Here is a 12,075-nt window from a genome sequence, read left to right on the forward strand (position 1 = left end):
GAATCAAGAAAAGGCCGGAAGCGGGGACGCTTTTCCGGCCTTTTTCGTCGGCGCCACGGGCCTATCGCCGTTGCGGTATTGGCTGCGTTGCCGCAGTTGTTCTTCGAACCGCGCGCCTGTTGGGATCGTTCGCTGTCAACAACGCGCCCGATGCGGCCGCTGCCCCGGTTGACTCGGGATAAGCCCCACCCTAAGGGGGCGGCGCTCTTGGCGGGTTACCGTCGTTTGTGTGTAACGTTCCTGTCATCGTGAGGAGGACGTGACATGACCGACGAACAACCCGCACGAGACCCTGTTGGCGAGGATGCGCGCATCGATTCGCTCGACGAAAGGCTCAAGGCCCTTCGCGAGCGGGAAGAGGAACGTAACCGACCGAAAGCCGGCGCGGAAACCGATGCGAGCTATCGCATGGGCAACCGGGTGCTTTCGGAACTGCTCGGCGGGGTTGCGGGCGGTCTGTTCCTGGGGTGGCTCATCGGCCATTTCAGCGGATATATGGCCTTGAGTCTGATGGTGATGCTGTTCGTGGGAATAGGTATTGCCTTCAGGAACATATTAAGGATTACGAACCAGCGTTCCGACTGACCCGAGATTTGGGGAAGGGGGCGTTGCAGTTCAATAGGCGACAGGGGTAACGCGTGGCAGCCGAAGCGAAGCTCGATCCGATGCACCAGTTCCAGCTCGAGAAGCTGGCGGGCGCGGACTGGAACATTGCCGGTTACAACATCGCCTTCACCAACAGTGCGCTGTGGATGGCCATCGCCACCCTCGCGCTGATCGTGTTCGTGGCGGGCGGCATGAAGCGCCAGCTGGTGCCCGGTCGCTGGCAGATGGCGGTGGAGACCTTCACCGGTTTCATCGACGGGATGCTCGCCGCCAACGTCGGCAAGAACGGCAAGAAGTATGTTCCGTACATCTTCTCGCTGTTCATGTTCATCCTCTTCGCGAACTTCCTCGGCCTGATGCCGCTGGGCGTGCTGGGCGTTCACGCCTTCACCTTCACCAGCCACTTCTCGGCCACGGGCGTTCTTGCGGTGCTGTCGTTCTCGATCGTGCTGATCGTCGGCTTCGCCAAGCACAAGCTGCACTTCTTCTCGCTTTTCGTGCCGCACGGTACGCCGGCGCTGATGATCCCGATCATCTTCGTGGTCGAGCTGATCTCGTTCCTGGTGCGTCCGTTCAGCCTCGGTCTGCGACTGTTCGTCGCGATGATGGCCGGCCACGTCCTGCTCGAAGTGCTTTCCAGCTTCGTGATCTCGGGCGGCAACAATGGTCCGATCATGTTCGCGATCGCCGGCATTCCCAGCTTCGTGCTGATGGTCGGCATCTGCGCGCTGGAACTGCTGGTCGCCGGCATCCAGGCTTACGTCTTCGCTCTTCTCACCTGCGTCTATCTCAACGACGCCGAGAATCTTCACTGAGATCTCACCTTCACTGATCTTTTTTCGCCTCACTTGCGGGCACACCAAAGGGAGTTTTTGATATGGACGCAGAAGCTGCAAAGCTGCTCGGAGCCGGTTTCGCTGCAATCGGCGCCGGCCTCGCCTCGATCGGCGTGGGCAACGTTTTCGCCAAGTTCCTCGAAGGCGCGCTGCGCAACCCGGGCGCCGCTGACGCCCAGCAGGGTCGTCTGTTCATCGGCTTCGCCGGTGCAGAGCTTCTCGGCCTGCTTTCGTTCGTCATTGCCGCGCTGCTGATCTTCGCCTGATCGCTCGCGTTTGACCGGATTTCCGGCCGCCCTGACCCTTTGGTGAGGCGGCCGGGATTTCCGGCAAGATTTTTTCCGGCTTCCTTCGAGACAGGGCTGAACCCATGCCTCAGATCGCTCAGCTAGGCGAGTTCTACTCCAGCCAGATCTTCTGGCTGTTGATCTTCTTCGGTGTCACCTTCTTCGTCGTTGGACGGGGCATGGTGCCGAAGGTGATGGACACCGTCGCCAGCCGTGACAACCAGATCGCCGCAGACCTCAAGGCAGCCGAAGCCGCTCGTGCCCAGGCCGATGCCGAAGAGGCTTCCTGGCGCACCCGCGAGAACGCCGCCCGCGCCGAAGCGCAGGGCTCGATCGCCGAAGCCCGTGCCAAGGCCGCAGCCGCTGCCGAGCAGCGCCTCGCCGTCGCCCAGGCTTCGATCGACGCCACCCTGGCCGGTGCGGAAACCCGCATCGCCGATGCGCGCCGTGCCGCCGCCGACGATATCGAGACCGTTGCCGCCGAGGCGACCCGCGATATCCTCAGCCGCATCGCCGGCCTGTCGCTCGACGACACCGCCGTGCGCGGCGCCGTGAAGGAGAACCTGGTCCATGGCTGACGCTACCGCTGCAGTCGAGCACGGTCTCGACCATGAAGCCGCCGAAGTGACGGGCGCGGAAGCGACCCACGCTTCGACCGAGCATCACGCCGAACCTCTGTTCCTCGGCTTCGCGCCGCCGGTCGCGGTCGTCAGCAGCTCGATGATCGTGCTGCTCGCGATCCTGGCCTGGAAGGGCGTGCCGAAGATGATCGGCAAGGGCCTCGACTCCAAGATCGCCGAGATCAAGTCGCAGCTGGCCGAAGCCAAGTCCCTGCGCGCCGAGGCGGAAGCCCTTCGCAAGGAGTACGCGGACAAGATCGCGAACGCCGAGAAGGACGCCGCCGCGATGCTCGACCATGCCCGTCACGAAGCCGAGGCGATCGTCGCCAAGGCCGAGGCGGACACTACCGAGACCATCGCCCGCCGCGAGAAGATGGCGCAGGACAAGATCACCGCAGCCGAATTCTCGGCCGTGACGCAGCTGCGCAACCAGGCGGCCGCCGCCGCTGCCGCCGCCGCGAAGGGCCTGATCGCCGCCAACCACTCGGCCTCGGCCGACAAGGCGCTGGTCGACCAGGCGATCGCCGGGATCTGACACTCTCTCCTTTGTGGACGAGTTCAAGAAGCCTCCGTCCTTGGACGGGGGCTTTTTTGTTGCGCAAGGTGATAGGGTTTACACAGGTTACACGGTCCAGGGGGAAATGGTGTCACCTTGGCCCGGGAAGTGTCACCTTGGGGCTGTAAGGTGACACATTTTGCGGGCGATGTGTCACCTTGTGAGGCCGATGTGTCACCTTGTGGTGTAACCTTGGGGAGTGGAAGAGAAGGGCGCCGGGCATGGGAGCAGGGTACCGGCCGGCGTGTGCTGTAGGAAAGCGGACTTTCTGCGGTTTCGCTCGCGAAGCGGACTTTGCGCGAACTGCTTTGAAGAACGAAGAAATGGTTCACGCGAAGGCGCGAAGGCGCAAAGGTGTCGCTTTGAGCCGCAGGCTCATTCCCTGTTCGACCTTGCGTAAACCACACCCCCGAAAGCAAGAGCGGCTTCGCCGCAGGCGCTGATCTTCCGCGTCTCCGCACCTCTGCACGCCGACGGGAACTGGTGCGCCAGATCATTCTTGCAAGACAACGCCCGTCACGCGCGGGCCATCGACGTTGTACGGGGTGCAGGGGTGGTAAAACCCCTGCATGTTCCTTTGAACCTGAAACAGGGATTTCCGGAATTCCAAACGACAAACGCCGCGCGTGATCCGAAGATCGCGCGCGGCGCCTGTCATTGCGTCCGGCTGGAGCGCCGGGTTCGGCGGTTACTCGCCGAAGGTGCGCTGCCACCAGCCACGGCGCGGGCCCGACGTGGTTTCCGCTTCCGCCGGAGCGGCTTCAGCGGGAGCTTCGGGCGCGGCTGCGGGAGCCTCGACGACAGCTTCGACCTCGACGTCAGCCTTCTTGCGACGGGTGCGCTTGGGCTTTGCGGGTGCTTCCTCGGCCACCGGTTCGGAGGCCACGGGCGCTTCGACGACGGCTTCGGCCTCGACGTCAGCCTTCTTGCGGCGGGTGCGCTTGGGCTTTGCCGGGGCTTCCTCGGCCACCGGTTCAGGAGCCACGGGCGCCTCGACGACGGCTTCGGCCTCGACGTCAGCCTTCTTGCGACGGGTGCGCTTGGGCTTTGCGGGCGCTTCCTCGGCCACCGGTTCGGCGTCGGCGGGGACGACCGGTTCGGCACCGATGCCGCCATCGGCGACCGGCAGCGCAGCGTCTTCGGCGGCGAGTTCGAGGCCTTCGGCACCGATCACGGCGTCATCGCCCTCGGCACCGTTTTCCGCCTCGCCTTCACCACGGCGACCACCGCGACGGCGACGGCCACCGCGACGACGACGCTTCTTGGGCGCATTGGTGTCGTCACCCTCGGCTTCGGCGACGGTCTCGCCTTCGTCTTCGGCTTCTTCGGCTTCGTCCGAAGTATCGGCAGCTTCGACCGCGCCTTCGACTTCCGCCGTCTCGGCAGTGTCCTCGCGGCGATCGCGGTTGCGGCCACGGCGGCGCTTGCGGCGCTTGCTGCGGCGGCCTTCACCGTCCTCGGACGCTTCGGTGCGCTCGGCAGCCTCTTCGGCTTCCAGCTCTTCGTCCTCGTACTCTTCCTCGACGAAGTCGTCCTCGACGTCCTCGGCGATGGGCTCGAAGCGGGGCACGAACTCGTTGCGCGGACCCGACGACATGACGCGCATCTTGGCGCCTTCGTTCTCACCCTCGGGGATGACTTCGACGGTGACGCCGTAGCGCTCCTCGATGTCGGCGAGGTCGGTGCGCTTGGCGTTGAGCATGTAGACCGCCGCCTCGGTGGAGGCGAACAGCGAGACCACGATGCCCTTGCCCTTGGCCGCTTCGTCCTCGATCAGACGCAGCGCCGAGAGGCCCGCCGAGCTGGCGGTACGCACGAGGCCGGTACCGTCGCAGTGCGGGCACGAACGCGTGGTCGCTTCCAGAACGCCGGTGCGCAGGCGCTGGCGGCTCATTTCCATCAGCCCGAAGCTGGAGATGCGACCGACCTGGATGCGCGCACGGTCGTTCTTGAGCGCTTCCTTCATCGCCTTCTCGACCTTGCGGACGTTGGAGCCGTACTCCATGTCGATGAAGTCGATCACGACGAGGCCGGCCATGTCGCGCAGGCGCAGCTGGCGGGCGATTTCGGCAGCGGCTTCGAGGTTGGTGGCAACCGCCGTCTGCTCGATCCCGTGCTCCTTGGTGGCGCGGCCCGAATTGATGTCGATCGAAACCAGTGCTTCGGTCGGGTTGATGACGATGTAGCCGCCCGAACGCAGCTGCACGACGGGGTCGTACATCGCGGTCAGCTGGTCCTCGGCGCCGAAGCGCTGGAACAGCGGGACGGGATCGGCGTAAGGCTTAACCTTGCGGCCGTGGCTGGGCATCAGGAGCTTCATGAAGTCCTTGGCGGCGTGGTAGCCGGCCTCGCCCTCGACGATCACTTCCTCGATGTCGCGGTTGTAGATGTCGCGGATGGCGCGCTTGATGAGGTCGCTGTCCGAGTGGATCAGCGCCGGAGCGGCCGAGCGCATGGTCTGTTCGCGCAGCTCGTCCCACAGGCGGGCGAGGTAGTCGAAGTCGCGCTTGATCTCGGTCTTGGTGCGCTGGAGGCCCGCCGTGCGGACGATGCAGCCCATCGAGCGGGGCAGGTCCATCTCGGCGATGATCGACTTCAGGCGCTTGCGGTCCGAGGCCGAGCTGATCTTGCGGCTGATGCCGCCGCCGTGGCTCGAATTCGGCATGAGCACGCAGTAGCGGCCCGCGAGGCTGAGGTAGGTGGTGAGAGCCGCGCCCTTGTTGCCGCGCTCTTCCTTGACGACCTGGACGAGCAGCACCTGGCGGCGCTGGATGACGTCCTGGATCTTGTAGCGGCGGCGCAGCGCCATGCGCTTGGCGCGCAAGTCGTCGGCTTCCTTCGAGCGGCCCGAGGGACGGCCACCCTGGCGGCGACGGCCACGGCCGCGACGGTTATTGCCTTCGGACTCTTCGTCGCCGTGCTCGCCTTCGTCGTCGGCGTGGAACGGGTTCTCGACCGCGCCGTCCTCGATCGTGGCGACGTGGTCCTTCTCGGAGGTGTCGACCTCGGTGAGGCCGCCATCGTCGTTGTAGTCGCCGTCTTCGTCCTCGTCGTCACCTTCGGTGGCGCGCAGGGCGGCTTCTTCCTCGGCATGGGCGGCTTCTTCCGCCAGCAGGGCCTCGCGGTCCTCCTTGGGGATCTGGTAATAGTCCGGGTGGATTTCGCTGAAGGCGAGGAAGCCGTGGCGGTTGCCGCCGAAGTCCACGAACGCGGCCTGGAGCGAAGGCTCCACGCGCGTCACCTTCGCGAGGTAGATGTTACCCTTGATCTGCTTGCGTTCGGTCGACTCGAAGTCGAACTCTTCAATGCGGTTTCCCTTGACGACCGCCACCCGCGTTTCTTCCGGGTGGCGCGCATCGATCAGCATGCGGGTTGCCATTTGGTATTCTCCGTGCGCGTCGACGCCGGGCCGGATCAGCCTGGCGGATGCGCGTATGTTCACTGTAGGCGAATGCGCCCCGCAGAATCACGACGCGGCCACTTGGGGCGGCGTTCCAAACTGAGGGGGCGAGTTTTGGCGCAATGGTGGAGCAATCCAGCGCTCCATGCGCGGCGAAAGTAGTGGCTGCCCCAGTAGCATGTGCGGCAGCATGTGCGTCTGCGAGCGAAGACACGCGCGGCGTATTAGAACGCGCGGAAAGTTGCGACCACGCCGCCCGCGCCCTTTCGGGCGTCGAATGGCAAGGCGGCAACTGGCTTCTCATGGCTCACTTCAACCTGATAAGGCACTCCGGAAAAAGGATTATTTCCGGCTCCCTGGACCGAGGCTTGCGTCTGGCTCTGCCGGTCCTGTCCGGCGCCATATGGTTATGGTATTGCCGGATTGCGAGGACCGACGCGCATTCCTCGCCTCGGTTCTGCTGGCGTAGCATTCATGACGCAAGACGGCAAGTTGCTTGGACCGTTGGAATTTAGGGGCGATCAGGCTGTGGGAAAGCCCGCATGGCGAGGATTGCGGGGCGGGCGATGCCGCCTTAGTCCTTGCCCTCGATGTCGCGCACCTTGCAGTTGATCCTGGTCTTCGCCGTACCGCTGGCGCTGCTTGCCGCAGCGTTCGCGGCGAGCGGGGCATTTCCGGCACGGGCAGGGGGCTACGACTATGTCGTGCGCTTCGACCTGCCGGGGGTCGATGCGCCAGTGGACTTGCCGCGCGTGGACGGCCCCCCCGATGCCAGTCGGCCGCTGGTGGTGATCGATGCCGGGCACGGTGGCTTCGATCCCGGCGCCGGGCAGGGCGAACTCAGGGAGAAGGCCGTGGCGCTGCGCATCGCGCTGGCGCTGCGTGACAAGCTGCTGGAAGACGGCGGCCTGCGCGTGGCGCTCACGCGGGACACCGACCGCTTCATCGCGCTGGCCGATCGGCCCGACATCGCGCGGCGGCTGAACGCGGACCTGTTCGTCTCGGTCCATGCCGACAGTGCCGAAGCCGACTCGGCACGCGGCGCGAGTGTCTACGTGCTCTCCGAAAAGGGATCGAGCCAGGCGGCGGAGCGCTTTGCCGAGCGCGAGAATGGTGCCGACCGCGTCAACGGAGTGGCCCTGTCGAAGACCAGCGCGCAAGTCGGGGCGATCCTGCTCGACCTCTCGCAGCGGGGCGCGCAGTCGCGCTCGACCCAGGTGGCGAGCCTGCTGCTGCGCGAACTGGGCGATGCCGGGCTGGGCCTCCATCGCGACCGGCCGGAGGCGGCGGCATTAGCGGTGCTCAAGGCCCCCGACATGCCCTCGATCCTGTTCGAGACGGGCTATATCAACAATCCGCAGGATGCGCGGGTGCTGGGTTCACGGGAGGGCCAGCAGGCGCTCGCCGAGGCCGGCGCCAAGGCGATCCGCGCCTATTTCGCGAGGAACGCGGGTGCCTGATCGCAACCTCTCTGGCCTTGCGCGGAAACCCCGTGCTAGAGGGCGCAGGCAATGACCGACGCGATTGATCCCGGCGACCAGCCGCCCGCAGACGCCACGTACCGCATCCGCCGCGAGGGCGCAGGACGCCTTGCCGCGCTGCGCAAGGCCTGGCGCGAGCGCAAGTGGATGCGCCGGTTCGGCTATCTGTGCATGGCGGGATTCGCCGGTATCGCCGCGTTCTGGGCGTTCCTGTCCTACGACCTGCCGGACGCCAACAAGCTGCTGGAATACCAGCCGCCGCTGCCGACGATGGTGCGCGGGATGGACGGCGAGATCGTCTATTCCTACGCCCGCGAACGCCGCGTGCAACTGCGCTTCGTCGATTTCCCCCGGCCGCTGGTCAACGCCTTCCTCTCGGCCGAGGACCGCACGTTCTGGACGCATGGCGGCGTCGACATCGGCGGTCTTGCGGGCGCGGTGGTCGACTATGTCACCAAGTACGGCTCGGGCGTGCGCGCCAAGGGCGGATCGACGATCACCCAGCAGGTCGCCAAGAACATCCTGATCGGCGACGAGTATTCCGTGACGCGCAAGCTCAAGGAAATGATCGTCGCCCGCCGCATCGAGGGCGTGCTGACCAAGCAGCAGATCCTTGAACTCTACCTCAACGAGATCCCGCTCGGCCGCCGTTCGTTCGGCGTGCAGGCGGCCTCTCGCGCCTATTTCGACAAGGACGTCGAGGATCTGACGCTCAGCCAGGCCGCATTCCTCGCGATCCTGCCGCGCGCGCCCGAGGTCTACGGCCGCAAGAAGAACGAGGACCGCGCGATCGAGCGTCGCAACTGGGTGCTCGACCAGATGGTGCGCAACGGCTGGGCCACGCCCGAGGCCGCCGCCGCCGCCAAGGCCGAGCCGCTCGGCCTGGTCACCCAGCGCACCAGCACGTACGAGGCGTCGAACGGCTACTTCCTGGAAGAAGTGCGCCGACGGCTGATCGGCCAGTACGGCGAGAAGGCCGAGGACGGCCCGAACAGCGTCTATGCCGGCGGCCTGTGGGTGCGCACTTCGCTTGATCCGCAGATGCAGGTCGCGGTGCGCGACGCGCTGCGCAAGGGGCTGCTTCTCTACCACGGCAATCGCGGTTTCGTGCATGCGATCGCGCACCTCAATGACCTCGAGAACTGGCAGAGCCAGCTGGTCGTCGCCAACAAGACGATCGACTACAAGGACTGGCGCGTCGGCGTCATTCTCGACGCATCGGGCAGCACCGGCCGCATCGGCTTTTCCGACGGCAACGTCGCCACGCTGACGGGGATCTCGGACAAGGCCCGGGTCGGTGACCTCGTCGCCGCGCAGCCGGTCGGCGGCGGCACCTGGGCGCTTCGCGGGATTCCCGAGGTCTCGGGCGGCATGATCATCGAGCAACCCGGCTCGGGCCGCGTGGTGGCGATGCAGGGCGGCTTCGACGCCGGCCTCGACAGCTTCAACCGCGCCGTCCAGGCCGAGCGTCAACCGGGCTCGACGATCAAGCCCTTCGTCTACGCCACCGCGCTGCAGAACGGCATGACGCCCGCCACTCAGGTGCTCGATGGCACCTTCTGCGTGTTCCAGGGCGCGGGGCTGGGCAACAAGTGCTTCCGCAACTTCGGCGGCGAGGGCGGTTCGGGCAGCCACACCATGCGCTGGGGCCTCGAACAGTCGCGCAACCTGATGACGGTGCGCATCGCCAACGACGTGGGCATGGCCAAGGTCACGCGCACCTTTCACAACATGGGCATCGGCGATTACCAGAAGTACCTCAGCTTCGCGCTCGGCGCGGGCGAGACGACGGTGGCGCGCATGATCAACGCCTATGCGGCGCTGGCGAACAACGGCGTGCAGTTCTCCGGCTCGGTGATCGACTACGTGCAGGACCGCAATGGCAAGGTCATCTGGCGCGCCGACAAGGGCGCCTGCAACACCTGCAACATGGCGCAGTGGGACGGCAAGCCGATGCCGCGCGTGCAGCGCGTGGGCAAGCAGGTGATGGATGCGCCGACCGCCTATCAGGTCGTCCACATGCTCGAAGGCGTCGTCACGCGCGGCACCGCCGAGCGTCTGCGTTCGCTCAACCTGCCACTGTTCGGCAAGACCGGCACCACCAACGGCCCGACCGACGTGTGGTTCATGGGCGGCAACCAGGACTACGTCGGCGGCGTCTACATCGGCTATGACAATCCGCGCTCGCTGGGCGGTTACGCGCAGGGCGGCCGCATCGCCGCGCCGATCTTCAAGGACGTGGTGCTGGCGACGCCGGAGCGCTGGTCGCATCAGCCATTCGTGGCGCCGCAGGGCATCCGCATGGTTCGCATAGATCGCGTCACCGGCAAGCGGGTCATGGGCGTCGAGCCTTCCGACGAGATCAAGGCGGCGGTCATCTGGGAAGCCTTCAAGCCCGACACCGAACCGCGCCAGTACACGGCGGAGGACGAGTTCAGCCGTCGCCGCGACGCGCTGGTCTCCTCGATCCGCAGCGCCCGCGACGCACGTGAAGCGGGGGCCGCCGCGGCCGCCGGCGACATGGGCAACTTCGCCGAGCAGCAGGGCGGCGTATACTGATCGTGGTGGCGGGGATCCGAATTCCCGCCATCCCGGACTTGATCCCGGCCCACGGCCGGTCTCTACCTTTCTGCGCGCGTAGGGCCTTCGTCTTCGGGATGGGCGCCGCAGCGCGGTAGAGGAGAGGACAGTCCATGAGGAAGTCGAGCAAAGCGCCCGTCCTTCGCAGCCTGCTGGCATTCGGTACGGCATTCGCCGCGCTGGGCGGGGCTCCCGTCGCCGGAGAGGCGCCAGCCGATACCCCGGCAGCCAAAGTTCAGGCAGGCCAAGCTCCGGCAGCCGAACCTTACGTGCGGCCGGACGTGGCGGCCTATCTCAAGGCCTATTACGCCAAGCCCAACCCGCCTTTCACGCGCGAACTGCTGATGCAGATCCACAAGCTGCCGCCCGCTGCGCTGGCGGCGATGGCGCAGCAGGATCTGCCGATCGGGAACGTTACCACGAAGGACGTGACGATGCCCGGGCCCGGCGGGCCGATGGCTCTGCGCCTGTTCGATCCGCGCCCCGAGCGCGGTCCCGGCCCCGTCGTGGTGTTCTATCACGGCGGCGGCTACGTGCTCGGCAGCATCGATACCCACGCCGGCCTTGCGGCGGAGATCGCGCGGCAACTGGACCTGCCAGTGGTGTCGGTCGAGTACCGCCTCGCGCCCGAGAACCCTTGGCCCGCCGCGCCGGACGACGGCGAGGCGGCGGCGCGCTGGGTGGCGGCCAACGGCAAGGCATTCGGGCGCGCGTTCACCGGCCTTATCCTCAGCGGCGACAGCGCGGGAGGCAATCTCACGCTCGTCACTGCCGCGGCGCTGCGTGACAAGCCTGCGGCCGTGCCGGTAGTGATGCAGATCCCGATCTATCCGGCGACCGATTTCGGCAAGCTCTATCCTTCGTCGAAGCTGTTCGCCGAGGGCTACATGCTCGACGCGAAGAGCATGGCGAGCTTTACCGAGCACTATGCGGCCGATCCGAAGAGCCCACGCACCTCGCCGATCCTCGGTGATCTGGCGGGCCTGCCGCCGACGGTGCTGGTGACGGCGGGGCTCGATCCGCTGCGCGACCAGGGCCGTGCCTATGCCGCCAAACTGGTCGAGGCCGGAGTGCCGACCGCCTATTTCGAGGGCAAGGGTCTGATCCACGGCTTCGCGACGTTCCGCAAGGCGATCCCTTCGGCCCAGACCGACACGGCGGCGTTCCTCCATGTCGCCCGGGCGATGCTTGACGAGGCCGCGCCTCCAAAGAAATGACACGATCGTGTCAACATGACACCCCGTTTCCATGGAAACGGGAGTATCTGAGTCGCGTCATCCGCTGGTAGGGCTGGTCGATGAGACCATCCGCCTGAACGGCCGCCTGCGCAGCGTCTTCGGCGAGGCGCGGGCGGGATGCGCGCTCAACGACAGCGAGCACATGGTGCTCACCGCGGTGGTGGAGGCGCAAGACGCCCCCACCGTCGCGCAGATCGGCCGCTCGATGGGCCATGCGCGCCAGCTGGTGCAGCGCGCCGCCAATGCCCTGCGCGATGCCGGGCTGGTCGAGACGTTCGAAAATCCCGCACACAAGCGCGCCATGCTGCTCCGCCCGACCGCACGAGGCGCGGCGCTCAAGCGCGAGATCGACGCGCGCGCCGATGCACTGGCCGCGCGGCTGGTGCTCGATTCCGAGGAAGTCGCGGCCGCGACGGCCGCGCTGCGCGCGGTGCGCAGGCAGATAGAGGCGCATTTCCGCGCTCGCTGAGG

At 66.3% G+C, this 12,075-nt stretch carries 10 protein-coding genes; 9 read left to right on the forward strand and 1 reads right to left on the reverse strand.

What is annotated here, in order from left to right; all coding sequences use genetic code 11:
- Positions 1-264: 264 nt before the first annotated feature.
- The 5 genes from V2S85_RS13240 to V2S85_RS13260 all read left to right on the forward strand — a co-directional run bounded on the left by V2S85_RS13240 (position 265) and on the right by V2S85_RS13260 (position 2,884).
- The gene (locus V2S85_RS13240) at positions 265-585 is read left to right on the forward strand and encodes a F0F1 ATP synthase assembly protein I (protein ID WP_330703323.1); all 321 of its coding nucleotides are present in this window, start codon (positions 265-267) and stop codon (positions 583-585) included.
- A gap of 53 nt (positions 586-638) precedes the next feature.
- Complete coding sequence (locus V2S85_RS13245) at positions 639-1,421, forward strand: F0F1 ATP synthase subunit A (protein ID WP_008833284.1); 783 nt, start codon at positions 639-641, stop codon at positions 1,419-1,421.
- Positions 1,422-1,483: 62 nt separating this feature from the next.
- Complete coding sequence (locus tag V2S85_RS13250; protein ID WP_008833283.1) at positions 1,484-1,708, forward strand: F0F1 ATP synthase subunit C; 225 nt, start codon at positions 1,484-1,486, stop codon at positions 1,706-1,708.
- 104 nt (positions 1,709-1,812) lie between these two features.
- Positions 1,813-2,307, forward strand: a complete 495-nt coding sequence (locus V2S85_RS13255) for an ATPase (RefSeq protein ID WP_330703324.1) — start codon at positions 1,813-1,815, stop codon at positions 2,305-2,307.
- A complete protein-coding gene (locus V2S85_RS13260) occupies positions 2,300-2,884 on the forward strand; it encodes a hypothetical protein (protein ID WP_330703325.1) in 585 nt (194 codons plus the stop codon). The genes V2S85_RS13255 and V2S85_RS13260 overlap by 8 nt, the downstream gene beginning before the upstream one ends.
- A gap of 709 nt (positions 2,885-3,593) precedes the next feature.
- On the opposite strand, the gene V2S85_RS13265 is transcribed toward V2S85_RS13260, so the two are convergent.
- A complete protein-coding gene (locus V2S85_RS13265; RefSeq protein WP_330703326.1) occupies positions 3,594-6,284 on the reverse strand; it encodes an Rne/Rng family ribonuclease in 2,691 nt (896 codons plus the stop codon).
- Positions 6,285-6,895: 611 nt separating this feature from the next.
- Here V2S85_RS13265 and V2S85_RS13270 point away from each other — a divergent pair.
- The 4 genes from V2S85_RS13270 to V2S85_RS13285 all read left to right on the forward strand — a co-directional run bounded on the left by V2S85_RS13270 (position 6,896) and on the right by V2S85_RS13285 (position 12,073).
- Positions 6,896-7,765, forward strand: coding sequence for an N-acetylmuramoyl-L-alanine amidase (locus V2S85_RS13270; protein WP_330703327.1), 870 nt, complete (start codon positions 6,896-6,898; stop codon positions 7,763-7,765).
- Positions 7,766-7,816: 51 nt separating this feature from the next.
- On the forward strand, positions 7,817-10,345 hold the full coding sequence (locus V2S85_RS13275) for a penicillin-binding protein 1A (RefSeq protein WP_330703328.1): 2,529 nt from the start codon (positions 7,817-7,819) through the stop codon (positions 10,343-10,345).
- A gap of 134 nt (positions 10,346-10,479) precedes the next feature.
- On the forward strand, positions 10,480-11,583 hold the full coding sequence (locus V2S85_RS13280; protein ID WP_330703329.1) for an alpha/beta hydrolase: 1,104 nt from the start codon (positions 10,480-10,482) through the stop codon (positions 11,581-11,583).
- A 31-nt stretch (positions 11,584-11,614) separates the two neighbouring features.
- On the forward strand, positions 11,615-12,073 hold the full coding sequence (locus tag V2S85_RS13285; protein WP_036524466.1) for a MarR family transcriptional regulator: 459 nt from the start codon (positions 11,615-11,617) through the stop codon (positions 12,071-12,073).
- Positions 12,074-12,075 lie beyond the last annotated feature (2 nt).

Source organism: Novosphingobium resinovorum (genome assembly GCF_036352595.1).
GTDB classification, from domain to species: Bacteria; Pseudomonadota; Alphaproteobacteria; order Sphingomonadales; family Sphingomonadaceae; genus Novosphingobium; species Novosphingobium resinovorum_B.

Coding starts and splice junctions, on each gene's coding strand:
- V2S85_RS13240 (WP_330703323.1), top strand. CDS start 265: ATGACCGACGAACAACCCGCACGAGACCCTGTTGGCGAGGATGCGCGC.
- V2S85_RS13250 (WP_008833283.1), top strand. CDS start 1,484: ATGGACGCAGAAGCTGCAAAGCTGCTCGGAGCCGGTTTCGCTGCAATC.
- V2S85_RS13255 (WP_330703324.1), top strand. CDS start 1,813: ATGCCTCAGATCGCTCAGCTAGGCGAGTTCTACTCCAGCCAGATCTTC.
- V2S85_RS13260 (WP_330703325.1), top strand. CDS start 2,300: ATGGCTGACGCTACCGCTGCAGTCGAGCACGGTCTCGACCATGAAGCC.
- V2S85_RS13265 (WP_330703326.1), bottom strand. CDS start 6,284: ATGGCAACCCGCATGCTGATCGATGCGCGCCACCCGGAAGAAACGCGG.
- V2S85_RS13270 (WP_330703327.1), top strand. CDS start 6,896: ATGTCGCGCACCTTGCAGTTGATCCTGGTCTTCGCCGTACCGCTGGCG.
- V2S85_RS13275 (WP_330703328.1), top strand. CDS start 7,817: ATGACCGACGCGATTGATCCCGGCGACCAGCCGCCCGCAGACGCCACG.
- V2S85_RS13280 (WP_330703329.1), top strand. CDS start 10,480: ATGAGGAAGTCGAGCAAAGCGCCCGTCCTTCGCAGCCTGCTGGCATTC.
- V2S85_RS13285 (WP_036524466.1), top strand. CDS start 11,615: ATGGAAACGGGAGTATCTGAGTCGCGTCATCCGCTGGTAGGGCTGGTC.